Source organism: Streptomyces sp. bgisy130 (assembly GCF_057708345.1).
On the sequence record NZ_JBYISA010000004.1, the window covers coordinates 233,692 to 258,638 of the forward strand.

A 24,947-nucleotide genomic window follows, 5' to 3' on the forward strand; every position below is an offset into this window, starting at 1 on the left:
AGGGGCGTCCGTTAGCGTCCCCGGCCGAGTCCGGCCCCGGTCGTACCTCCCCCGTGCCGTATCTCCCCGAAGGGTTGACCATGACTGTTTCCCGCGCCGCGAGGGGTGTGCACCGCGCCCTTGACCAGGAGTGGTTCCGCCGCCCGCGGCCCGTTCCCGACCCCCGGCTGCGGCTGGTCTGCTTTCCGCACGGCGGCGGCGCGGCCAGCTTCTTCCGGGACTGGCCGCAGTGGCTGCCGGCCGATATCGAGGTCGTCGCGGTCTGTTATCCCGGCCGGGAGGACCGGATAGTGCTGCCCTCCGTCGAGACGATGGAGGAGCTGGCCGACCGGATCGCCGAGGAGCTGGTGCCTGCCCTGGACCGGCCGCTGGCCTTCTTCGGGCACAGCATGGGGGCGTCGGTCGCGCACGAGGTGGCGCTGCGGATGGAGCAGCGGCACGGCCGGGTGCTGAGCCGGCTGCTGGTCTCCAGCCGCAACGCACCGTCCCGGCTGCGGCCCTCCGGGATCTCCCGGGAGAGCGACGAGGTGCTGGTGGCCGATGTCATGGCGCTCGGCGGGACGTTCTCCGCCGCCCTGGACCACCCGGATCTGCGGGAGCTGCTGCTGCCCGCCATCCGCGCCGACTACCGGCTGATCGACGACTACCGGCCGCCCGTCCCGCTGCCCCGGCTCGGGGTGCCGGTGACCGCCCTGCTCGGCGACCGCGACCCGCATGTCCACGAGGCGGACATGCGGGCCTGGGCGGAGGTGACCGAGGGGGACTTCGGGCTGCGGGTCCGCTCCGGGGACCACTTCTACCTGCTGGAGCAGGCGCCCTCTCTGGTGGCCGAGGTGGGCAGGCTGCTCACCAGCCGCTGAGGGGCCGGCAGACCCGCCGAGAAGCGGACCGCGAGGGTGCGCAGGGCGTCCACCGTCCGGTCCGGGCCGTACCGCTCCGTCAGATCCCGGGACACCAGGTGGAATTCGGTGCAGCCCAGCACGACGCCGGTGCAGTCATGGCGCCGCATGAGGTGCTCCACTTCCGGCAGCGCCTCGTGCGGCAGCGGGCCGTAGCGCTTCATCCGGTAGATCAGCCGGTGGACCCGGGCCTGCGCGTCCTCGTCGGGGCGCACCACCCGGTGGGCCACGGTGTCCCAGCCGGGCTGCGACTCGAAGATCCGCGCCCGGCGGCTGCCCTCGGTGGACAGCATCAGAAACCGTCCGGTGGCACCGGCCAGTTCGGCCGCCGTGGTCTCCACCAGGGACACCACCCGCCCGCGCAGCGCCGGATCGACCAGCGGGAGGAAGTGGTGCGCCGTGAAGCACACCACGACCACCTGATCGGCGCCCCGCTCCAGCAGCTGCGCCAGCCGGTCCTCCAGCCGCTCGGTCATCTCCCGGGCCCTGCCCTGCCGGATGGCCTCGGTGCGGTCGGGGAAGGCCGGGTCGGAGTCCAGCAGCACCCGCGGGCGGGACTGCTCCGGCCCGTGCCACTCGCCCGCGTACAGCGTCCGCAGGAACTCGGCCGAGGCCAGCGGGCCCATCCCGCCCAGGACGCCGAGGACTCCCGCGGCGGGGAGCACCGAGGTGGTCATCGGGTGCTCCCCGGCGTCGCACCGGCCGTGGTGCTCCCCGGCCCGGCGATCCGCGGTGCGAGGACGGCGCAGATCTCGGCGGCCGGCTCCGGCTCCATCATCCTGGCGTGCTCGCAGTCCACCTCGTGGATCTCCAGCTCGCCGTCGAGGAACTCCTTCCAGGACTGCGGGCTGGTCCACTCCTGCTGCTTCCGGGTGGCCACCACCAGCAGCATCGTGCCGCGGAACCGGTCGAGCCGGCGCGCGTTGGTGAGCGTCACGTTGTTCACCATGATGTCCAGCGCCACGGCCCGCTGCCGGTCGTCGAGATGGCGCAGCTCGCTCTCGCCGCGGCCCAGCCAGTCGGTGATCCGGGCCCGCATCACCTCGGTGTCCGGCAGCTCCGGGGAGGCGCCCTCGGGCAGACCGTAGATCCCGGCATAGCCCTCGTACATCTGCGTGAGGATCTCCTGGGGGCCGCCGGTGCCGGGGCCGTCGGCCGGCGCCGGGTAGGCATCGAGCACGGCGAGCAGCGCCACCTCGTGGCCCTGCGCCTGGAGCGCGGTGGCCACCGCGTGCGCCATGTTCCCGCCGAGCGACCAGCCCAGCAGGTGGTACGGGCCCTCGGGCTGCACCCGGCGGATCTCGCGGACGTAGTCCTCGGCCATCGCGTCGAGGGAGGAGGCGGGCGCCTTTGTGCCGTCCAGGCCCCGGGACTGGAGGGCGTACACCGGGTGCTCGGTGCTCAGCGCGCCGAGCAGCGCCGAGTAGCGCCAGCTGAATCCGGCGACCGGGTGCACACAGAACAGCGGCGCGGTGCGGCCCGCCGTGCGCAGCGGCAGCATCACCTCGAACGCGCTGCTGCCGCCGCCGTCGAGCTGGGCGGCGAGCCGGGCCGGGGTCGGTGCGGCGAACACGTCGCGCAGCGCCGGGGCGCCGCCCAGGAGCGCCGCGAGCCGGCTCACCAGCCGGGTGGCCAGCAGCGAATGGCCGCCCAGCTCGAAGAAGTTGTCGTCCACGCCGACCTGTTCGGCCCCCAGGACCTCCGCGAAGAGCCGGCACAGCAGCTCCTCCTGCGGGGAGGCCGGCGGCCGGGTGGACCGCCCGGTGACCGGGGCGGGCGCCGGCAGCGCCCGGTGGTCGAGCTTGCCGTTCGGCGTCAGCGGCCAGCTGTCGACGACGACGAACGCGGACGGGGTCATGTACGAGGGGAGCCGCTCGGCGGTCTCGTCCCGCAGCGCCGCCGGGTCCAACGGCCGGGCACCCGGCTCCTGTTGGACGTACGCCACCAGCCGCCGGTCGCCCGGCCGGTCCTCACGGACGGTCACCACGGCGCGGCCCACCCCGGCGCACCGGCTCACCGCCGCCTGCACCTCGCCCAGTTCGATCCGGAAGCCGCGCACCTTGACCTGGCTGTCGGCCCGGCCGCAGAAACGGAGCTGCCCTGCACCGTCCCAGTACGCCAGGTCGCCGGTGCGGTACATCCGGGAGCCGGGGGCGCCGAACGGGTCGGCGACGAAGCGGTCCGCGGTCACCGCCGGCTGGTCCAGATATCCGCGGGCCACTCCGGTGCCGGAGACATACAGCTCGCCGACCACACCGGACGGCACCGGCTGGAGGGCCGCATCGAGCAGATACACCCGGGCGCCGTCGATCGGCCGCCCGATGACCGCCGTGCCGTCCGCGGTCCGCGGGCCGCGGATCGCGAAGCTGACGTCGCAGGTGGCCTCGGTGGGGCCGTAGGCGTTGATCAGCATCCGGCCGCGGCCCCAGAACCCGGCCAGTTCGGCGGGCAGCACCTCCGCGCCGGTGATCATCACCCGCAGGTCCGGCAGTGCGGTCCGGGGCACTTCGGCCAGCACCGACGGCGGGATCATCAGATGGGTGATCCGGCGCTCCCGGAGCACCTCGACCAGCTCCGCGCCCGTGGGCGTCGCCTCCGGTACGACCAGGCATCCGCCGCACAGCAGCGACCAGAAGAGCTCGGCCACCGAGACATCGAAGCTGGGCGAGGCGAGCTGGAGCGCCCGGCTGCCTTCCCCGACGCCGTAGTGCGCGGCCTGGTTGGCGGCGAACGCGGCCAGCCCGGTGTGGGTGACCACGACGCCCTTGGGACGGCCCGTGGTGCCGGAGGTGAAGATGGTGTACGCCGGGTGGTCGAGCCGCAGCGGGGCGGTCCGCTCGGCGTCGACCAGGTCCGCGCCGGACAGCGCGGCGCACGCGGCCGCGGTGGCGGCGTCGTCCAACAACAGCACCGGCACCGCACCGGTCTCCGGCAGCCGGTCCGCGAGCGCGGCCGTGGTCAGCAGCAGGACGGGGCCGGCGTCCGCGACCATCGCGGCCAGCCGCTCCGCCGGATAGCCCGGGTCCAGCGGCAGATACACCGCACCGGCCTTCTGCACGGCGAGGACGGCCTCCGCCAGGTGCCCGGAGGGCGGCAGCGCGACCGCCACCGCACGCTCGGGGCCCGCCCCGCGCGCGACGAGCAGCCGCGCCAGCTTGTTGGCCCGCGCGTTGAGTTCCGCGTAGCTGAGGACGCCGTCCGTCTCCAGCGCGGGACGGTCCGGGGCGCTGCGCACCTGGCGCTCGAAGAGCTCGGCGAAGGTGGCGGCCGGCGGGGCCGGGCGCCGGTGCGGCCCGTCCTGGAGCAGGGCGTCCCGCTCGTCGGGGGAGAGCACCGTAAGGCGGCTGACCGGCAGTTCGGGGGTGGCGCAGGCATCGGCCAGCACCCGGGCCAGACGTGCGGTGAGCAGTCGCGCGGTCGCCGGGTCGAAGAGATCGGTGGCGAATTCGAGCTGACCGCCGATCCCGGCCGGGCGGCCCTCGGCCGTACGGGACTCGCTCAGGTTGAACGCGAGGTCGACCTTGGCGGCCCCTTCGGCCTCGCCCTCGAAGGACACGTCGAGGCCGGGCAGTTCGAGGGTGGCGCTGCCGGTGTTCTGAAGGATCAGCGCCACCTGGGCGAGCGGTGCGTGGGACAGCGTCCGGGTGGGGTTGACCGCCTCGACGACCCGCTCGAAGGGCACGTCCTGGTGCGCGTACGCGGCCAGATCGGTCTCGCGGACGCGCCCCAGCAGCTCCAGGAAGGTCGGGTCGCCGGACACATCGGTGCGCAGCACGAGGCTGTTGACGAAGTAGCCGACCAGCTCCTCCAGCGACTCGTCGGTGCGCCCCGCCACCACGGTGCTGACCGGGATGTCGCTGCCCGCGCCGAGCCGCGACAGCAGGGCCGCGAGTCCGGCCTGGAGCACCATGAAGACCGTGGCGTCGCACCGCCGGGCCAGCTCGGTCAGCCGCTCGTGCGTCCCGGCGTCCAGGGTGAACGGCGCGGTCGTGCCGCGGTGACTGGCGACCGCCGGGCGGGGACGGTCCAGCGGCAGATCCAGCAGCTCCGGCGAGCCCGCCAACTGGTCGCGCCAGTAGGCGAGTTGCCGCGCCAGCACGCTGTCCGGGTCGTCCTCGGCGCCCAGCAGCTCCCGCTGCCACAGCGCGTAGTCGGCGTACTGCACCGGCAGCGGCTGCCACCGGGGCGCGCCGCCCCGCAGCCGCGCCCCGTACGCCACCGACAGGTCCCGGACCAGCGGCGCCAGCGAGGAGCCGTCGCTCACGATGTGGTGCATGAGGAGCAGCAGCACATGCTCCCGGTCCGAGATCCGCAGCAGCGTGACCCGCAGCGGGAGTTCCCCGGCCAGGTCGAAGCCGTGCCCGGTCCGCTCGGCCAGGGCGGCGGCCACCTGCTCCTCGCCGTCGAGCGTGACGTACTCCGGCTCCGGGCGGGCCTCCCCGGCGGGGAGCACGATCTGGCAGGGCGCACCGGCCACCTCCGTGAAGCGGGTGCGCAGCGCCTCGTGCCGCTCGATGACGTCGCCCAGCGCGGCCCGCAGCGCGTCCCGGTCCAGGGCGCCGCGCAGCCGCAGCGGCAGCGGGATGTTGTACGTGGGGCTGCTGCCCTCCAGTTGGAAGGCGAACCACAGACCGCGCTGGGCGTACGACATCGGCAGCCGGTCCGGGCGCACGGCCGGCACCAGGGCCGGGCGGGTGGTGTCCGCCTGCGCCAGCCGGGCGGCCAGCCCGGCCACGGTCGGCGACTCGAAGACGGCCCGCACCGGCAGCTCCACGCCGAAGGCCGCGCGAATCCGGCTGAGCAGCCGGATCGCGGTGAGCGACTGCCCGCCGAGCGTGAAGAAGCTGTCGTCGACATCCGGGCAGGGGCGGCCCAGCACGCTCTCGAAGAGGCCACGGAGGATTTCCTCGGTGGCCGAGAAGGCCGTCCTGGCGACCGGGGGCAGCGCCTCGGGCCCGTCGTCGGCGCCCGGCCCGGGATCCGGAGCACCGGTGTCCAGTCGCCGGAAGGCGGCCGGCAGCGGGCAGGCGAGGCCGGCCACGGGCTGCCCGGGACCGGCCACGATCTCGCCCAGTACGCCTTCCAGCGCGCCGAGTACGGCCGCGGCCTCGTCCTGGTCGAAGAGGTCGGGACGGTACTCCAGCTCGATCTGGAGCCGCTGCCCGGTGAGACCGGCGACCACCCGCAGCGGGTAGTGCGCGGAGTCGTGGCCCTCGGCGATCTCGACCCGCACCCCCGCGTACGAGGGCCGGGCGCCGTCATCCCCGGGAGCGTTCTCGAACACCATGAAGGTGTCGAAGAGATCGCCGGTGCCGGCCAGGCGCTGGATCCGCGCGAGGCTGAGGTGGTGCCGGCCGATCAGCGCGGACTGTTCGTCCTGGAGCCGCGCGAGGTTGTCCGTGACCGGGGCGCCCGCGTCGAGCCGTACCCGGACCGGGACGGTGTTGATGAACATCCCGACCATGGACTCGATCCCGGCGACCTCCGGCGGGCGGCCGGAGACCAGGGTGCCGAAGACCACGTCGTCGCGGCCGGTGAGCCGGCCGAGGACCACCGCCCAGGCGCCCTGGACCAGGGTGTTCACGGTCAGCCCGCGCTGCCGGGCGAACCGTTCGAGGTCCCCGCCGAAGCCCTCGGGGAACGCGGCCACCACCCGCTCCGGTGCGACCGGCACCCGGCCCGGGTCGGCGGGCGCCACCAGCGAGGGGCCGGGCAGCGCGTCCAGCGCCTGCTGCCAGGCCCGTTCGCATCCGGCCTCGTCCTGGGCGGCCAGCCAGCTGAAGTAGTTGCGCTGCGGCACGACCGGCGGCAGGGCCCGGTCGTCGCCGCCGTGCTCGTACAGGGTGAACAGCTCCCGTACGAGGACCGGGGTGGACCAGCCGTCCAGCAGCAGATGGTGGTTGGAGACCACCAGCCGGTGCCGGTCGGGCCCGAGCCGCACCAGGGTGAACCGCATCAGCGGCGGGCGGTCGAGCGGGAAGCGGCGGGCGCGGTCGGCGGTGAGGAACTCCGCCAGCCGCCGCGGGGCGTCGTCCTGTGCCGTGAGGTCGAGTTCCTCCCACGGGAGCGGCACCTCGCGGTGGATCACCTGGAACGGCTGGCCGTTCGCCCGCTGCCGGAAGCCCGCCCGCAGGTTGGGGTGGCGCGTAAGGAGCGCCGCCGCCGAGGCCCTGAGCAGGTCCGGGCGCAGCGGTCCGTCGAGGTCGAGGACCATCTGGACGCCGTAGACGTCGACCGCCTCGTCGTCGTACCAGGAGTGGAAGAACATGCCTTCCTGGAGCGGCGTCAGCGGAAGGACGTCTTCCAGCGCGGACTGCTTTTTCATCAGAGGATCCCCAGTTCTGCTTCAAGTGCATCGATCTCGTCCTGGGAGAGCCCGAGGGAGAGATCGGAGGGTGTGTGACCGCCGGTTTCGGCGCCGGCGGTGTGGACGACCAGGGCGTCCAGCGCCTCGAACCAGAGCTCGGCGAGCTCGCGCACGGCCGGCTCCGGGAGGAGGCCGGCCGGCCAGGACCAGGTGGCGTTCAGCCGCGGACCGCCGGGCAGGTCCTCGGTGAGCGCATTGACCTCCAGCGCGTGCGGGACCGCGGCCCCGGCATCGCGCGGCGCGGGGGAGGGCAGCCCGTTCGCCATGGTCCACAGCCCGCCGTCGCTCCCGCCCGCCGCCGCGAACCGGCCCAGGTAGTTGAACCCGAGGCGGGGGGCGGGGAGTTCGGCGAGACGCGGTGCGGTACCCGGGTTGAGGTAGCGGAGCATGCCGTACGAGACCCCGTTGCCCGGCAGCGCGCGCAGCTGCTCCTTGACCGCCTTCAGGGCCGCGCCCACGCCGGGGCCGCCCGCCCGCAGCTCCGCCCAGTCGACGGCCGCGGGGGCCAGCAGCGCCGGGTAGAGGCTGGTGAACCAGCCGGCGGTGGCGGACAGGTCCGCGCCTTCCAGGATGTCCTCGCGGCCGTGGCCCTCCAGGTCGACCAGGACACCCGACGCCGAGCGGTCGCCGCGCCGGCGGCGCCACTCCAGGACGGCGAGCGCGAAGCCGGTCAGCAGCACATCGTTCACGTTCGCGTGGAAGGCGGCCGGGACCGTCGTCAGCAGCGGTTCGAGGCGCTCCGTCGGCAGGCCGAGCGTCAGATGGCGCACGGTCTCCGCGGTGTCCGTCCGCGGGTCCACCGGCCGTACGCCCGGCAGCGCGGCCGCCGCCGGGTCGCCGAGGACCGAGGTCCACACCCCGAGGCCGTCCTCCCAGCGGGGCTCCTGCGCGCTCTCGGTCAGCCGCTGTGCCCACTGGCGGAACGAGGTGCGCACCTCGGCGAACGCCGGTGCCCGCCCGTCCCCGGCGGCCTCCCAGGCCGTCCGCAGATCCGGCAGCAGGATGCGCCAGGAGACGCCGTCCACCGCGAGGTGGTGGATCAGGATCTGGAGCAGCCCCGGTGCCGCGTCCCCGGCGTCGTACCAGACGAGCTGGAGCACGCACCCGTCGTGCGGGGAGAGCCGCAGCCGGGCCTTCTCCCCGTGCTCGGTGAGCGCCAGGTCCCGGGCGCCGGCCGCCAGTCCGGCGATCTCCACCCGGTGCAGGACGGAGTCCGCGGACACCGACCCGGGCGGGCCGGTCACCGGCCGTCCCGCGCCGTCCCCGTCCCGCGCCATCCGCAGCCGCAGCACATCGTGGTGGTCGAGCCAGCTCTGTACGGCGTCGGTGAGCCGTTGCTCCCCGAGCCCGGCCGGGACCCGGACGGTCACCGACTGGTTGAAGCCCGCCGTGGGTCCCTCCTGCTCGTACAGCCAGTGCATGATCGGCGTCATGGGGAAGCCGCCCACGCCGTCGTCCGCCGGGCGCGGCCCGGAGTCCTGGGTGATCTCGGTGGCGACGGCGGCGAGCGCGGCGGCCGTACGGCACTCGAAGACCTGTCGGACCGTCACGTCCAGCCCCGCGGCCCGGGCCTGGGAGACCAGCCGGATGGAGCTGATGCTGTCCCCGCCGAGCTCGAAGAAGCTGTCGTCGATCCCGGCGTGCGCGAGGCCGAGCACCTCCGCGAAGACCCGGCACAGGGTCTCCTCGCGAGCGGTGCGCGGGGCCCGCCCGGTGGCGGCGCCGGTGTACTCGGGCGCGGGCAGCGCCTTGTGGTCGAGCTTGCCGTTGGCGGTCAGCGGCAGCGCGTCCAGGGCGACGACGGCGGCCGGGACCATGTAGTCCGGCAGCGCGCCGGCCAGATGCTCCCGCAGCACCCCCGCGGCGGGCAGCCCGCCCGGCCCGGCCTCCGGGACCGCATAGCCGACCAGCCGCTTCTCGCCGGGTCCGTCCTCCCGGACGACGACCCGGGCCTGCGCCACCGCCGGATGGGACTCCAACGCGGCCTCGATCTCGCCGAGTTCGATCCGGAAGCCGCGCACCTTCACCTGGTCGTCGGCGCGCCCGAGGTATTCGAGCTGCCCGTCGGCCGTCCAGCGGGCCACGTCACCGGTGCGGTACATCCGCGCGCCCGGCGGGCCGAACGGGTCGGCCACGAACCGCTCCGACGTCAGCCCCGGCCGCCCCAGATAACCCCGCGCGAGCCCCGCGCCCGCCACATACATCTCGCCGGGCACGCCGGGCGGCAGCAACTCCAGCCGGTCGCCCAGCACGTACACCCGCAGATCCGGGATGCCCCGGCCGATCAGGCTCCGGGTCTGCCCGGCCGCCGCCCGCTCGTCCAGCGGCAGATGGCTGACGTGCACGGTGGTCTCGGTGATCCCGTACATGTTCACCAGGACCGGCGCGGTGTCCCCGTGGCGGCGGTACCACTCGGCCATCCGGCCCAGGTCCAGCGCCTCGCCGCCGAACACGACGCGGCGCAGGGTCAGTTGCGCACCCAGGTCGGGGTGTTCCGCGTCGGCCTGCATCAGCTGGTAGAAGGCCGACGGCGTCTGGTTGAGGACCGTCACCCGCTCGTCGGCCAGCAGCCGCAGGAAGTCCTCCGGGGAACGGCTCACCGCGTACGGCACCACGACCAGCCGCCCGCCGTACAGCAGCGGCCCCCACAGCTCCCACACCGAGAAGTCGAAGGCGTACGAGTGGAACAGCGTCCACACGTCGTCCGGTCCGAAGCCGAACCACTCCTCGGTCGCCGCGAACAGCCGCGCCACATTGCGGTGCGGGACGACGACGCCCTTGGGGCGGCCGGTGGACCCCGAGGTGTAGATGACATACGCGGCGTTCGACGGCGACAGCGGGCCGCCGCGGTCCGCGTCGGTCAGGTCGTCGCCGTCGTACCCCGCCAGCGCACGGGCGGTGCCGGGGTCGTCCAGCAGCAGGGTCCGGGGCCGGGACTCGGGCAGTCCGGCCGCGGCTTCGGCGGTGCTCAGCAGCAGCTCGGGGCCGGAGTCGGCGAGCATGTACGCGGTCCGGTCCGCCGGATAGGACGGGTCCATCGGGACATACGCCGCCCCGGACTTCACCACCGCCAGCAGCGCCACGACCAGGTCGGCGGTCCGCGGCAGCGCGAGCGCCACAAAGCGCTCGGGGCCGGCGCCGTGCGCCACCAGCAGCCGGGCCAGCCGGTTCGCCCGCGCGTTGAGCTCGCGGTACGTCAGCGACGCCCCCTCGTACACCACGGCCACCGCGTCGGGGGTGCGGGCCACCTGTGCCTCGAACAGCTCCGGCAGCGAGGCCGGGGCCGCTTCCTCGGCGGTGCCGTTCCACTCCACCAGCAGCCGCTGCCGCTCGCCCGGTGCCAGCAGATCGATCTCGCTCACCGGGCGGTCCGGTGCGGCCGCGGCGGCCGTCAGCAGCCGCTCCAGGCGTTCGGCGAGGGCCCGCGCCCCGTCGCGGCCGAAGAGATCCTCGGCGTATTCGAGGGAGCCGGTCAGCCCCGCCGGGCGGCCGGCCTCGGTGAACCGCTCGCGCAGCCCGAAGGACAGATCGGACTTGGCCGCCTCCAGCGTGGTCGGCTCGGTGGCCATCCGCACCTCGTCGTGCAGGCTGCCCGGCGCGTCCGCGTTGTTCTGGAGGTGCAGCATCACCTGGGCGAGCGGGATGTGCGAGAGCACCCGGGAGACCTGCGCCGCCTCGACGACGCGCTCGAAGGGCACGTCCTGGTGGGCGTAGGCGGCCAGGTCGGTTTCCCGGGCCTGGGTGAGGAGTTCGCGGAAGGTCGGGTCGCCGGAGACATCGGTGCGCAGCACCAGGGTGTTGATGAACAGGCCGACGAGGTCGTCGAGGGCGTCGTCGGTGCGCCCGGCAACGGCGGTGCCCAGCGGGATGTCGGTACCCGCGCCGAGCCGCGACAGCAGCGCGGCCACCGCGGCGTGCAGCACCATGAACAGCGTGGAGTCCGTGGCCTGCGCGAGCGCGACCAGCCCCTGGTGCACCTCGGCGTCGACGGCCAGCCCGACCGTGCTGCCCCGGTGGGAGGCGACGGCGGGCCGGGGGTGGTCGAGCGGCAGCTCCAGCAGCTCCGGAGCACCCGCCAACTGCTCGTGCCAGTAGTCCAGTTGGCCCGCTATCAGGCTGTCGGGGTCGTCCTCGGAGCCCAGCACCTCCCGCTGCCACAGGGTGTAGTCGGCGTACTGGACGGTGAGGGGCTGCCAGGCGGGGGCGGTGCCCTGGTGGCGCGCGGTGTAGGCGGTGGACAGGTCGGTCAGGAGCGGGGCGATGGACCAGCCGTCGCCCGCGATGTGGTGCAGGAGCAGCAGCAGGACATGGTCCTGGTCGCCCAGGCGGTACAGGGTGGCGCGGAGCGGGTGCTCGTGGGTGAGGTCGAAGGGGTGGGCGGCCTGTTCGGCGAGGTGGTGGGGGAGCTGGTCCTCGGTGGTGGTGACGAGGGGGAGGCCGGGGAGCGCTTCATCGGCGGAGACGATGGTCTGCCGGGGCTCCCCGTCGTGCTCGGTGATGCGGGTGCGCAGGGTCTCGTGGCGCTCGGTGAGGTCGGCGAGGGCCTGGGTGAGGGCGCTGTGGTCGAGCGGTCCGGTCAGGCGCAGGGCGTGCGGGATGTTGTAGGTGGGGCTGGGGCCTTCGAGCCGGTAGGCGAACCAGAGGCGGCGCTGGGCGGGGGAGAGGGGGAGGTGTGCGGGGCGTGGGTCGGCGGCCGTGAGGGGGGCGCGGGCCGTGGTGTGGGCGCCGGTGACCTGGGGGGCGAGTGCGGCGACGGTGGGGTGCTCGAAGAGCGCGCGGAGCGGGATCTCGGCGTGCAGGGCGGTGCGGATCCGGCTGAGGAGGCGGGTGGCGAGGAGGGAGTGGCCGCCGAGGTGGAAGAAGTTGTCGTCGATGGTGACCGCGGGCAGGCCCAGGACCTCGGCGAAGAGCGCGGTGAGGGTTTCCTCGGTGGCGTCACGGGGCGCCCGGCCGTCGCTCCCGGCGTGCGAGGCGTAGTCGGGGGCGGGCAGTTGCGCCCGGTCGACCTTGCCGTTGGGCGTCAGCGGCCACTGCTCCAGGACGATCACGGCGGACGGGACCATGTAGTCCGGCAGCGACTGCGCGACCAGTTCCCGCAGCGCCGCCGGGTCGGGTGCCTCCGCACCGCCCGCGGCCGTCACATAGGCCACCAGCCGGCGCCCGGCGGCCGCGTCGTCATGCACCGTGACCAGCGCCTCGGCCACCTGCCCGGTGGCGCTCAACGCCGCCTCGATCTCGCCGAGTTCGATACGGAATCCCCGGATCTTGACCTGGTGGTCGGTGCGGCCCAGGAACTCCAGCTGGCCGTCGGCCCGCCAGCGCGCGAGGTCGCCGGTGCGGTACATCCGGCTGCCGGGCGCACCGTACGGATCGGCCACGAACCGTTCCGACGTCAGCCCCGGCCGACCGAGATAGCCCCGCGCGAGCCCCGGCCCCGTGACATACAGCTCGCCCGCGACCCCTGCGGGCACCGGGCGCAGCGCGGCGTCCAGGACATAGACCCGGGCATTGCGGATCGGGCTGCCGATCGGCGGCACCTGGGCGCCCGACAGCGGCTCGCTCAGGGTGGCGCAGACGGTGGCCTCGGTCGGGCCGTAGGCGTTCACCATCCGGCGCCCGGCCGACCAGCGCCCCACCAGCTCCGGGGCGGTGGCCTCGCCCGCCACCACCAGCGTCATCCCGGCGGGCAGCCCGTCCGGCCCGAGTACGCCGAGCGCGGCGGGCGGCAGCGTGGCATGGGTGACCCGCTGTTCCGCCAGCAGCCGGGCCAGCGGCTCGCCGGGCGCCAGCCGGGGCGCGGGCGCGACCACCAGGGCGGCGCCGGTGGTCAGCGCCATGATCAGTTCCCAGGCCGCGGCGTCGAAGCTCAGCGAGGCGAACTGGAGCACCCGGGAGCGGGGTCCGACCGCGAACGCCTCGGCGTGGGTGGCCGCCAGCGACGCCACTCCGGCGTGGGTGACCTCGACGCCCTTGGGGCGGCCGGTGGAGCCGGAGGTGTAGATGACATAGGCGGGGTGCTGGAGCCCGGCGCGGGGGCCCAGCGGGGTGGCGGGCAGGTCGTTCAGGTCGGCGACGACGGCGGGGTCGTCCAGGAGCAGGCGGGGGCAGCCGGTTTCGGGCAGCGCGACGCCGCCGACGGTGAGCAGGCAGGCGGGGCGGGCGTCGTCGAGCATGTAGGCGATCCGCTCGGCGGGGTACTCCGGGTCGACGGGCAGATACGCCGCGCCCGCCTTGTGCACCGCCAGCGCCGCGATCACCATTTCCGGCGAGCGCGGCACGGCGAGGGCCACCACCCGCTCCGGGCCCACCCCGTGCCGTATCAGCAGCCGGGCCAGCCGGTTCGCCCGCTCCGCCACCTCCGCGTAACTCAGCACCAGGTCCTCGAACACCACGGCGGGCGCCTGCGGATCGGTGCCCACCCAGGTGTCGAAGAGCTCCGGCATCGTCGCCGGCGGGACCGGGTGGCCGGTCGCGTTGCGCGCCACGATCAGCTGGTGGTGCTCGGCCGCGTCGAGCACCGGAGCCTGGCTCACGGCCCGGTCCGGGGCCGCGGTCACCGCGTCCAGCACCCGGATCAGCCGCTGCGCCAGGATCTCGGCGCTCTCCTCCCGGAACAGGTCCACGGCGTACTGGATCTCGCCGACCATGCCCGCCGGGGCCTGCTCGGGGGTGTACCGCTCCTCCAGGTAGAAGGTGAGATCCGTCTTGGCCACCCCGGTCGCCACATCGCCGAAGGAAGCCTCGACGCCAGGGATGGAGAAGGTGCTGTCCGCGTTGCTCTGGAGGGTCAGCAGCACCTGGAAGAGCGGGGTGTGGGACAGCGACCGGTTCGGGTTGACCGCCTCCACGACCCGTTCGAAGGGCACGTCCTGGTGGGCGTAGGCGGCCAGGTCGGTGTCCCGGACCCGGGCCACCAGCTCGCGGAAGGTCGGGTCGCCGGAGAGATCGGTGCGCAGGACCAGGGTGTTGACGAAGAAGCCGACGAGGTCGTCCAGTGCCTCGTCGGTACGGCCCGCCACGGCGGTACCGACCGGGATGTCCCGCCCGGCCCCCAGCCGCGACAGCAGGACCGCGAGTCCGGCCTGGACGACCATGAAGACCGTGGCGTCGCAGGCGCGGGCCAGCTCCACCAGCCGCCGGTGGAGTCCGGCGTCCAGGGTGTAGCGCACGGTCGCGCCCCGGTGGCTCGCCACCGCCGGCCGCGGGTGGTCCAGCGGCAGTTCGAGGAGCTCCGGCGCACCCGTCAACTGCTGCTGCCAGTAGCCGAGTTGCTCCGACAGCAGGCTCTCCGGGTCGTCCTCGGAGCCCAGCACGTCCTGCTGCCACAGCGCGAAATCGGCGTACTGGACCGGCAGCGGCTCCCACTGCGGCGCGGCGTCCGCGCACCGGGCCGCGTACGCCTCCGACAGATCCCGGGCCAGCGGCGCCATCGACCAGCCGTCGGCCGCGATGTGGTGCATCAGCAGCAGCAGTACGTGCTCCCGCTCGGCGACCCGGTAGAGGGTGACCCGCAGCGGGACCTCGGCGGTGAGGTCGAAGCAGTGGCGCGCCTGCTCCGCCAGCGCCTTGGTCAGCGCCGCCTCCCCGTCCAGCTCCACGAACCGGACCTCGGGCCGCCCGTCCTCGGGAGACAGCACGACCTGGCAGGGCTCGCCGGCCTCCTCAGCGAACCGGGTCCGCAGCACCTCGTGCCGGCCGGTCACCTCCGCGACCGCGGCCACCAGCGCGTCCCGGTTCAGCTCGCCCGACAGGCGCACGTACAGCGGGCAGTTGTACGTCGGGCTGGGTCCCTCCAGCTGGAACGCGAACCACAGCCGGCGCTGGGCGTACGACATGGGGAACAAAGCGGACTCCTCAAGGAACTGAACAGAAAGGGACCGGCCGGGCAAAGGCGCCACCGGCGGTTCAGGACGGACGGCGGCGCATGGTGCGGAGCGAGGGACGTGCCTTGCGGGCGCCGTCGAGCTGCTGCGCGAGCTGGGCGACCGTCGGATTCTCGAAGATCGTCCGGACGGTGACCTCGGCGCCGAGCGCGGCACGGATCCCGCTGATCAGCCTGGTCGCCAGCAGGGAGTGCCCGCCCAGCCGGAAGAAGCTGTCGTGGATGCCGACCTCCGGCAGGCCGAGCAGCTCGGCGTAGAGCTTGCAGAGCGCCTCCTCGCGCGGGCTCCGCGGTGCCTGGTGCTCGGCGGACGGCGCCGGCCTGCCCGGGACGGGCAGTGCCTTGCGGTCGATCTTGCCGTTCGGCATCAGCGGCCACTGTTCCATCACGACGACCGCGGACGGCACCATGTGCCGGGGCAGGCCGCCGGAGATCTGCTCCAGGAGAGCCTCGGCGGGCAGCGGCCCGGACAGCTCCGGGAGCAGCTCGGTGTACGCCACGATGCGCTTGTCGCCGGGGCTGTCCTCGCGGACCAGCGCCACCGTCTGCTTGACCCGCGGGTGGGTGTCGAGCACGGCCTCGATCTCGCCGAGTTCGATGCGGAAGCCGCGGATCTTTACTTGGTGGTCGGTGCGGCCGAGGAATTCCAGCTGTCCGTCGGCCCGCCACCGTGCCAGGTCGCCGGTGCGGTACATCCGGCTGCCGGGGGTGCCGTACGGGTCGGCGATGAACCGTTCCGAGGTCAGTCCCGGTCGCCGCAGATAGCCGCGCGCCAGCCCGGGACCCGCGACGTAGAGCTCGCCCGGGACGCCTGCGGGGACCGGCTGGAGTGCGGCGTCCAGGAGGTAGACGCGCGCGTTGCGGATCGGGCTGCCGATGGGGGGTGTCTGGGTGCCCGACAGCGGTTCGCTCATGGTGGCGCAGACGGTGGTTTCGGTCGGGCCGTAGGCGTTCACCATCCGTCGCCCGGCCGACCAGCGGCCGACCAGCTCCGGGGCGCAGGCTTCGCCCGCCACCACCAGCGTCATACCGGCCGGCAGGCTGTCCGGCGCCATGACGCCGAGCGCGGCGGGCGGCAGGGTGGCATGGGTGACGCCTTGCTCTGCCAGCAGCCGGGCCAGGGGTTCGCCGGGCGCCAGCCGGGGCGGGGGTGCTACGACGAGTGCGGCGCCGGTGGTGAGCGCCATGATCAGTTCCCAGGCGGCGGCGTCGAAGCTCAGTGACGCGAATTGGAGGACCCGGGAGCGGGGGCCCACTGCGAAGGCTTCGGTGTGGGTGGCTGCCAGTGAGGCCACTCCGGCGTGGGTGACTTCGACGCCCTTGGGGCGGCCGGTGGAGCCGGAGGTGTAGATGACGTAGGCGGGGTGCCGGAGTTCGGCGCGGGGGGCGAGGGGGGTGGTCGGTTGGTCGTTGAGGGCGGTGACGAGGGTGGGGTCGTCGAGGAGGAGGCGGGGGCAGTCGGTTTCGGGGAGGGCGACACCCGTGAGAGTGATCAGGCAGGTGGGGTGGGCGTCGTCGAGCATGTAGGCGATGCGTTCGGCGGGGTACTCCGGGTCGACGGGCAGGTATGCGCCGCCTGCCTTGTGCACGGCCAGTGCCGCTACGACCATCTCCGGTGAGCGCGGCAGGGCAAGGGCCACCACCCGCTCCGGACCGACACCCTGCTGGATCAGCAGCCGGGCCAGCCGGTTCGCCTGTTCCGCCACCTCCGCATAGCTCAGTTGGAGGTCCTCGAACACCACGGCGGGCGCCTGCGGGTCGGTGGCCACCCAGTTCTCGAAGAGCTCCGGCATCGTCGCCCCGGCCGTGCTGCGGGTGGTGTCGTTCCGGCCGGAGAGCAGCCGGTCGCGCTCCTGCGGAGCGAGGATCTCGATCTGCCCGACCCTGCGGTCCGGGTCGGCGACGGCTGCCCGCAGTACCCGCAGCAGCCGGTCCGCGAGGTTCACCACGGTCCCGTGGTCGAACAGGTCGGTCGCGTACTTCACTTCGAGGCCGAGCCCGTCCGGGACCAGGTCCGCGTCCTGCCGCTCCTCCCAGAAGAAGATCAGGTCGAACTTGGCGATCTCGTTGGTGACCTTCGGTGCGGTCGCCTCCGTGCCGGGGAAGTCCAGGGCGCCCTGCTGGTAGCTCTGGAGCGACGCCGCGACCTGGACGAGCGGTGAATGGGACAGCACCCGGTCCGGGTTGACCGCCTCGACGACCCGCTCGAAGGGCACGTCCTGATGGGCGTAGGCCGCCAGGGCGGTCTTCCGTGCGCGGGCCAGCAGCTCGCGGAACGTCGGGTTCCCGGACAGATCGGTGCGCAGTACCAGGGTGTTGATGAAGAACCCGACGAGATCGTCCAGCGCCTCGTCCATACGGCCCGCCACGGCGGTGCCCACCGGGATGTCGGTGCCGGCCCCGAGCCGCGACAGCAGCGCCGCGATCGCCGCGTGCAGCACCATGAACAGGGTGGCACCGGAACTCTGGGCCAGCGCGACCAGCTGACGGTGCAGCTCGGGGTCCAGCTCCAGCTGCACACTGCCGCCGTGGTGACTGGCCACCGCGGGGCGGGGCCGGTCCAGCGGCAGTTCGATCAGCTCGGGGGCGCCGGCCAGCTCACGTTCCCAGAACGCCAGCTGCTGTGAGATCACGCTGCCCGGGGTGTCCTCCGACCCCAGCAGCTCCCGCTGCCACAGCGCGTAGTCGGCGTACTGGACGGGCAGCGCGGTATACACCGGCCGCTCGCCTGCGAGGCGCGCACCGTACGCCTCCGACAGATCCCGGGCCAGCGGTGCCATGGACCAGCCGTCGCTCGCGATGTGGTTCATCACCACTGCCAGTACATGCTCCCGTTCGTTCAGCGAGAACACACTGACCTGAAGCGGCAGTTCGCCGACCAGCTCGAAGGGATGCAGGGCCGCCCGTGAGAGCGCCTCGGCCAGCCCCGCTTCCCCCGCCACCGGGACGAAGGACACCTCCGGCGTCAGCTCACCGGCCGGCAGGACCTGCTGATACGGCTCACCGTCCGCCTCCGGGTAGACGGTGCGCAGCACCTCGTGCCGCGCCACCACGTCCGCGACCGCGGCCCGCAGCGCGTCGTGGTCCAGCGGGCCGGACAACCGTATCCAGGTGGGGATGTTGTAGGTGACGCTGGAGCCCTGGAGGCGGTGGATGAACCACAGCCGCCGCTGGGCGAAGGACAGCGGCACCCGCTCCGGGCGGTCCGCCGCCACCAGCGCGGGACGGGCCCGCTCGGCCTCGTCGAGCCGGGCCGCGAGCCCCGCCACCGTGGGCGTCTCGAAGACCGCCCGGATGGACAGTTCCACCCCCAGCGTGCCGCGCAGCCCGGCGATCAGCCGGGTCGCCAGCAGCGAATGGCCGCCCAGATCGAAGAAGCTGTCGTCCACGCCCACCCGCGGCAGGCCCAGGACCTCGGCGAACGCACCGCACAGGATCTCCTCGTGCGCGGTACGCGGACCCCGGCCCGGGGCGCGCGCGGAGCCGTAGTCGGGCACCGGCAGCGCCCTGCGGTCCAGCTTCCGGTTGACCGTCAGCGGCAGCTCGTCGAGCAGCACGAAGGCCACCGGCACCATGTAGTCGGGCAGTTGCCGGGCGGCGTAGCGGCGCAGCTCCGCCGGGTCCGGGGAGCATCCGGGGGCCGGGACCGCGTAGCCGACCAGCCGCTTGTCGCCGGGCCGGTCCTCCCGCACGATCACCGCGGCCTGGGCGAGTTCGGGGTGGGCGCCGAGGACGCCCTCGATCTCGCCGAGCTCGATCCGGAAGCCCCGGAGCTTGACCTGATCGTCGACCCGGGCGATGAACTCCAGCTGTCCGTCCGCCCGCCACCTGCCGAGGTCACCCGACCGGTACATCCGGCTGCCGGGCGGACCGAAGGGGTTGGCGACGAAGCGGGTGGAGGTCAGGTCGGGGCGCCGGTGGTAGCCGCGGGTCACCAGGTCCCCGGCGATGTACAGCTCACCGGGGCTGCCCACCGGCACGGGCTGGAGCCGCGCGTCCAGCACGAACATCTGGGTGTTCCAGACCGGCCGGCCGATGGTGACCACACCCGCCGGGACGGTGTCCCCCGGCTCGATCCGGTACTCCGAGCAGCCGACGGTGGTCTCCGTCGGCCCGTACTCGTTGATCACGGTCGCCCCGGGGTGCCGGCCCCGCCACTCGTCCAGCACCTCGCCCATCAGCGACTCCCCGCCGAGCACGAGCTGTTCGTCGGGGGAGAAGGCGTCGGGAAGCTCGATCAGCAACGGCAGATGGCTCGGGGTCGCCTTGACGAAACTGGGGCTCTGCTGCCCCTCGGCCGCCGCGCTCGACGCGTCCAGCTCGATCAGCTGCACACAGCCGCCCGAGGTGAGCGGGGCGAACAGGCCGGTCGCCGTGAGGTCGAAGGCGACCGGCGAGTGCACCAGCGCGGTGCCCGCGACGCCGGGATAGGCGGACCGGGTCCAGGACAGATAGCCGTCGAGGGAGCGGTGCTGGACCGTGACGCCCTTGGGGCGGCCGGTGGAGCCCGAAGTGAAGATCACGAAGGCGGCGTTGTCCAGCGACAGCGGGCCGCTGCGGTCCGCGTCGGTGAGGTCGGCGGCGGACCGCGCCGCCACCTCGGCGGCCGTACCGGGCTCGTCCAGCCGCAGCAGCGGGCACGGCGCCGGGACCTCCTCCATCACCCCGCGCCCGGTCAGCACCAGCACCGGCGCCACGTCCTCCAGCATGAAGCCGAGCCGGTCCGCCGGATAGGACGGGTCCAGCGGCAGATACGCGCCGCCGGCCTTCAGCACGGCCAGCAGCGCGACCACCAGCTCCACCGACCGCGGCATCGCCACGGCGACATAACTCTCCGGCCCCACACCCCGGCCGGCCAGCACCCGGGCCAGCCGGTTGGCCCGCTCGTTCAGCTCGCGGTAGGTCAGCGCGGTGCCCTCGTGCACGACGGCGGGGGCGTCCGGGGCCTGCGCGGCCCGGTCCTCGAACAGCTCCGGCACCGTCCGCCCGGACAGCCCGCGCGCTTCGCCCTGCCAGGCGTGCAGCAGCCGGTCCCGCTCGGCGGCGGTCAGCAGATTCAGCTGCCCGACCGGCAGATCGGGCCCGGCGACGGCCGCGCCGAGCAGCCGGACCAGCCGGGCGGCCAGCGCCTCGGCGGTGGCCGCGTCGAAGAGGTCGGTGGCGTACTCCAGCAGACCGTCCACCCCCGTCCAGGAGCCGTCGGCGGCCTGCCGCTCCCAGGTGTGGAAGGACAGATCGAACCGCGCGGTCCGCCGCGGCACTTCCTCGGCCACGGCGTTCAGCCCGGCCGTCGCGGCGCCGTGGTCCGGCGTGTTCTGCGAGGTGAGCATCGTCTGGAACAGCGGGGTGTGGGAGAGCGTGCGCACCGGGTTGACCGCCTCGACGACCCGCTCGAAGGGCACGTCCTGATGGGCGTAGGCGGCCAGGTCGGTGTCCCGTACCCGGGCGAGGAGTGCGCGGAAGCTCGGGTCGCCGGAGACATCGGTGCGCAGCACCAGCGTGTTGACGAAGAAGCCGACGAGGTCATCGAGGGCGTCGTCGTTGCGTCCGGCGACGGCGGTGCCCAGGGGAATGTCGGTGCCCGCGCCGAGCCGCGACAGCAGCGCGGCGACCGCGGCCTGGAAGACCATGAAGACGGTGACATCACACTGCCGGGCCAGCCGCGCCACACCCCGGTGCAGCTCGGCGTCCAGAGCGAAGCGCACACTCGCGCCACGATGGCTGGCGACGGCGGGACGGGGCCGGTCCAGCGGCAGCTCCAGCAGCTCCGGCAGGCCCGTCAACTGGTCGCGCCAGAAGTCGAGTTGACGCCCGGCGAGGCTGGTGGGATCGTCCTCGGAGCCCAGGATCTCCCGCTGCCAGAGGGTGTAGTCGGCGTACTGCACGGTGAGGGGCTGCCAGGCCGGCGAGCTGCCGCCCCGGCGCGCGGTGTAGGCGGCGCCGAGGTCCTGGAGCAGCGGGCCGGTGGACCAGCCGTCGCCGGCGATGTGGTGCATGAGGAGAAACAGCACGTGCTCGTCCTCGGCCAGGCGGTAGAGCACGGCGCGGAACGGGTTCTCGTGGCTGAGGTCGAAGGCGTGGCCGGCCTGCTCCGCGAGGTGTTCGGGAAGCTGGTCCTCGGTGGTGGCGACGAGGGGCAGCTCGGGGCGCGCCTGCTCGGCCGGGAGGACGATCTGGTGGGGCTCCCCGTCGTGTTCGGCGATACGGGTGCGCAGGGCCTCCTGCCGCCCGGTGAGGTCCGCCAGGGCGGTGGCCAGCGTCGGGTGGTCGAGAGGACCGCCGATCCGGAACGCGTGCGGGATGTTGTAGGTGGGGCTCGGGCCCTCCAGCTGGTAGGCGAACCACAGCCGGCGCTGCGCGGGGGAGAGCGGAAGGCGCGGCGGACGGGGGGTGACGGGCGCGAGCGGGACGCGGGCGGTGGGGGCGGCGGCGAGCTCCGGCGCGAGCGCGGCGACGGTGGGGTGCTCGAAGAGCGCGCGGACGGTGAGGTCGGCGTGGAGCGTGGCCCGGATCCGGCTGATGAGACGGGTGGCGAGGAGCGAGTGTCCGCCGAGGTGGAAGAAGTTGTCATCAATGGTGACGGCTGGCAGGCCCAGCACGTCGGCGAAGAGCGCGGCGAGGGTCTCCTCGGTGACGTCACGGGGCGCCCGGCCACCACTCCCCGCCTGCGAGGCGTAGTCGGGGACGGGCAGTTGCCCCCGGTCGACCTTGCCGTTCGGCGTCAGCGGCCACTGCTCCAGCACCACCACGGCGGACGGCACCATGTAGTCGGGCAGCGCTTCCGCGACCAGCTCCCGCAGCACCGCCGGGTCGGGCGCCTCCGCATCCCCCACTCCCGTCACATAGGCGACGATCCGCTGGTCACCCTCCCGGTCCTCGCGGACCAGCACCACGGTCCGGGAGACCAGCGGGTGCCGCAGCAGCGCCGCCTCGATCTCCCCCAGCTCGACCCGGTGCCCGCGCACCTTCACCTGGTGGTCGGTGCGGCCCAGGAACTCCAGCTGCCCGTCGGCCCGCCAGCGCGCCAGGTCGCCCGTGCGGTACATCCGGCTGCCGGGCGCACCGTACGGATCGGCCACGAACCGCTCCGAGGTCAGCCCCGCCCGCCCCAGATAACCCCGCGCGAGCCCCGGCCCGGCGATGTAGAGCTCACCCGCGACACCCTCCCCGACCGGCCGCAGCGCGGCGTCCAGGACATAGCCGCGCGCGTTGTCCATCAGCCGGCCCAGCGGCAGCACACCGTCGGGGGTCGGCTCACCGGGCTCCAGCCGGAACTCGGCCGCGTTGACGGTCACTTCGGTCGGCCCGTACACATTCAGCACGGTCGCCGCCGGGTGACGCCGCCGCCACTCGTCCAGCACGGAACCGATCAGCGCCTCACCGCCCAGCATGAGTTCCTCGGTGGGGGAGAAGCCCGCCGGGAGCACATCGAGCAGCGGCAGATGGCTGGGGGTGGCCTTGAGGAAGGTGCACTCCGGCGCGCCGCCGAACGCGTCCTCCTCCAGCGGGCCCGCCAGCACCCGGCCGCCGCTGACCAGCGGCACCCACAGCGAGGTGACGGTCATGTCGAAGGACACCGACGAGTGCCACAGCGAGGTGCCGCGGGCGCTCGGGTACGTCTGCCGCGACCAGCCGAGATAGTCGGCGAGCGCCCGGTGTTCGATCATGACGGCCTTGGGCACGCCCGTGGAGCCCGAGGTGTAGATGACGTAGGCCGGGTGCGCCGGACGCAGCGGGGATATCCGCTCCCCGTCACCGAGGTCCGTCTCCGCGGCCCGGGACAGCGCCTGCGTCACGGCAGGATCGTCCAGCAGCACGGCCCGCCCGTCGAAGTCCTCCGCCGCCGCCCCGGCCCCGGCCGTGGTGAGCAGACAGGCCGGACGGGCGTCGGACAGCATGAAGGCGACGCGGTCCGCCGGGTAGTCGGTGTCCATCGGCAGATAGGCGGCCCCGGTCTTCGCCACCGCCAGCAGCGACACCACGAGATCGACGGACCGCGGCACCAGGACCGCGACGATCCGCTCGGGACCCACGCCCCGCTCCGTCAGCAGCCGGGCCAGCCGGTTGGCGCGGGCGTTCAACTCCCGGTAGCTGAGCTGCTCGTCACCACAGCCGAGGGCCGGGGCGTCAGGAGTACGCCGTACCTGGTCCTCGAAGAGCTCGGGAAGCGTCAGCGCGGCGAACGACCGCTCCACTCCCTGCCACTGCGCCTGGGCCTTCGGACCACTCATCGGGGAACTCCTCGTGCATCAGCAGAACGCGGCACATCAACCGTCCGGAGGCTAAGAAGCCCGGGTTTCAGTGCGCTATTGAAGCCATTTCGCTTGCTGAGCTGGGGTTTTTCCGCGTGTGGCGGGGTACGTCGGCACCCGGCTTCAGACAAGCGGCCCGGCCGAGGCTGCACCGCAGCCGATGGGCCGGGTGTGCTCGGGGCCCGGCGCCTGTTCCGTTCGCCCTGGGAGTCTGGGCCTCTGGACCTACCCTCGGAGTACAGCAGCCGGAGCAAAAGCATCTGGGGTGATCGTGAGCAACTGGGCCGATCTGACGAACGGTAAGCGCATCAAGCACCTACGGGGCTCCGATCTGACACAGCAGGGGCTCGCTGAGGCCGCGGGGCTGTCCCTCGCCCTGGTGCAGAAAGCCGAGCAGGACCGCGGCGAGCTGTCCGTCGGTTCACTGCTCAAGCTCGCCCACGCGCTGAACACGGACGTGTCCGTGATCCTGGGGCAGCAGGCGCCGCGCCGGGGCATGGACAGGGGCACCCGAGCCGCTGTGCGGCGGCTTTCCGACGCGGTCCACGACAGTGCGCTCGGAGTGTGGGAGGGCATCGACGCCCCGAGCACCCTCAGCGAGTTGTCGACCGCTCATGACCGTGTCTGCGCTACTTACTGGCGGGGCGACTACGTGGAGTTCGGCGAGCTTGTCGCCAAGGTCCTGCTCGAAGGACGAGTTCGGTACGGGCAGGCAACCGGGTACGAACGCGAGCGACTGGGCTCCGTACTCGCCAGCACGTACCAGTTCGCGTCCTCGGCTGCGATTCTGCTCGGTCAGCGGGATCTCGCCTTGAGTGCGCTCACGTCGGCACGCTCCCTGGCGGACGACTCCGGAGACGATGTGCTGACTGCACTCCTGGAGTCAACGCTGTCTTGGATCTACCTGCGAAGCGCCAGGCTTCCAAGGGCAGTTGCCGTTGCCGAGCAGGCGGCCCTGCGGATCGAGCCGTCGTTCAGCAGGGCCTCCCGTCCCCAACTGCTCGCGTACGGGCGACTGATGATCTCCGCCGCTGTGGCGGCCTCCCGTGGGGGCAACGCCGCATCCGCGGACGACTACCTGTCACAGGCGCATGCGGCGGCAGCCCGGCTCGGCAGCGACGAGGCGCTGTGTGGCACGCACTTCGGGCCCACTGCGGCGAATACCGAAGCCGTGGGAATCGCCGTGGCGCTCGGGAACCACGGAAAAGCCTTGCGGCTGGCTGCGCAGACGGAGCTGCCTCGGTCCATGCCCAAGCTCGCCCGCAACCGCTACAAGCTCGATGTCGCACTCGCCCAGTGCGCGGCCGGCCTCCATGACCAGGCCGGAGACACGCTGATTGAGGTAGGGCTCGACGCTCCGGAGTGGGTCAAGCATCAGGCATTGCCCGGTGTCATCGGGAAGCGTCTTGCGAAGGTGTCCACGGCGCGCGTGCGGAGGATCGGCGAAGCGATCGGCGTGCCTTTGATCGTGTGAGTCCTACGGAGCGTACGAGTTGAGGTCGGGCGCCCTCGCTCGGCCCTACCCACCATCTCTTCACTGTGCGTGG

General features: G+C 73.4%; 6 protein-coding genes. 2 read left to right on the plus strand and 4 right to left on the minus strand.

All coding sequences use genetic code 11. The annotated features are described in order from the left end of the window. Positions 1-80: 80 nt before the first annotated feature. Positions 81-860, plus strand: coding sequence for a thioesterase II family protein (locus AC3EUV_RS08345; RefSeq protein WP_435602547.1), 780 nt, complete (start codon positions 81-83; stop codon positions 858-860). Here AC3EUV_RS08345 and AC3EUV_RS08350 read toward each other — a convergent pair. From AC3EUV_RS08350 to AC3EUV_RS08365, 4 genes are all read right to left on the minus strand, one after another. Continuing rightward, the gene (locus tag AC3EUV_RS08350; protein WP_432140264.1) at positions 797-1,576 is read right to left on the minus strand and encodes an aspartate/glutamate racemase family protein; all 780 of its coding nucleotides are present in this window, start codon (positions 1,574-1,576) and stop codon (positions 797-799) included. The two genes, AC3EUV_RS08345 and AC3EUV_RS08350, sit on opposite strands and share 64 nt — an antisense overlap. Beyond that, complete coding sequence (locus AC3EUV_RS08355; protein WP_435602548.1) at positions 1,573-7,224, minus strand: amino acid adenylation domain-containing protein; 5,652 nt, start codon at positions 7,222-7,224, stop codon at positions 1,573-1,575. The genes AC3EUV_RS08350 and AC3EUV_RS08355 overlap by 4 nt, the downstream gene beginning before the upstream one ends. Further along, a complete protein-coding gene (locus AC3EUV_RS08360) occupies positions 7,224-15,101 on the minus strand; it encodes an amino acid adenylation domain-containing protein (protein ID WP_435602590.1) in 7,878 nt (2,625 codons plus the stop codon). Before AC3EUV_RS08360 ends, AC3EUV_RS08355 begins: the two co-directional genes overlap by 1 nt. 70 nt (positions 15,102-15,171) lie before the next feature. Next, the gene (locus AC3EUV_RS08365; RefSeq protein WP_435602549.1) at positions 15,172-23,379 is read right to left on the minus strand and encodes a non-ribosomal peptide synthetase; all 8,208 of its coding nucleotides are present in this window, start codon (positions 23,377-23,379) and stop codon (positions 15,172-15,174) included. Between the two features lie 292 nt (positions 23,380-23,671). Here AC3EUV_RS08365 and AC3EUV_RS08370 point away from each other — a divergent pair, with 292 nt between their 5' ends. Then, positions 23,672-24,874 carry a helix-turn-helix domain-containing protein gene (locus AC3EUV_RS08370; protein WP_435602591.1) on the plus strand — a complete coding sequence of 401 codons (1,203 nt, stop codon included), beginning with the start codon at positions 23,672-23,674 and terminating at the stop codon, positions 24,872-24,874. Positions 24,875-24,947: the final 73 nt, after the last annotated feature.

Bases quoted from the DNA above. Each gene is read 5' to 3' on its own strand.
- AC3EUV_RS08345 (WP_435602547.1), top strand. From the start codon at position 81: ATGACTGTTTCCCGCGCCGCGAGGGGTGTGCACCGCGCCCTTGACCAG.
- AC3EUV_RS08350 (WP_432140264.1), bottom strand. From the start codon at position 1,576: ATGACCACCTCGGTGCTCCCCGCCGCGGGAGTCCTCGGCGTCCTGGGC.
- AC3EUV_RS08355 (WP_435602548.1), bottom strand. From the start codon at position 7,224: ATGAAAAAGCAGTCCGCGCTGGAAGACGTCCTTCCGCTGACGCCGCTC.
- AC3EUV_RS08360 (WP_435602590.1), bottom strand. From the start codon at position 15,101: ATGTCGTACGCCCAGCGCCGGCTGTGGTTCGCGTTCCAGCTGGAGGGA.
- AC3EUV_RS08365 (WP_435602549.1), bottom strand. From the start codon at position 23,379: ATGAGTGGTCCGAAGGCCCAGGCGCAGTGGCAGGGAGTGGAGCGGTCG.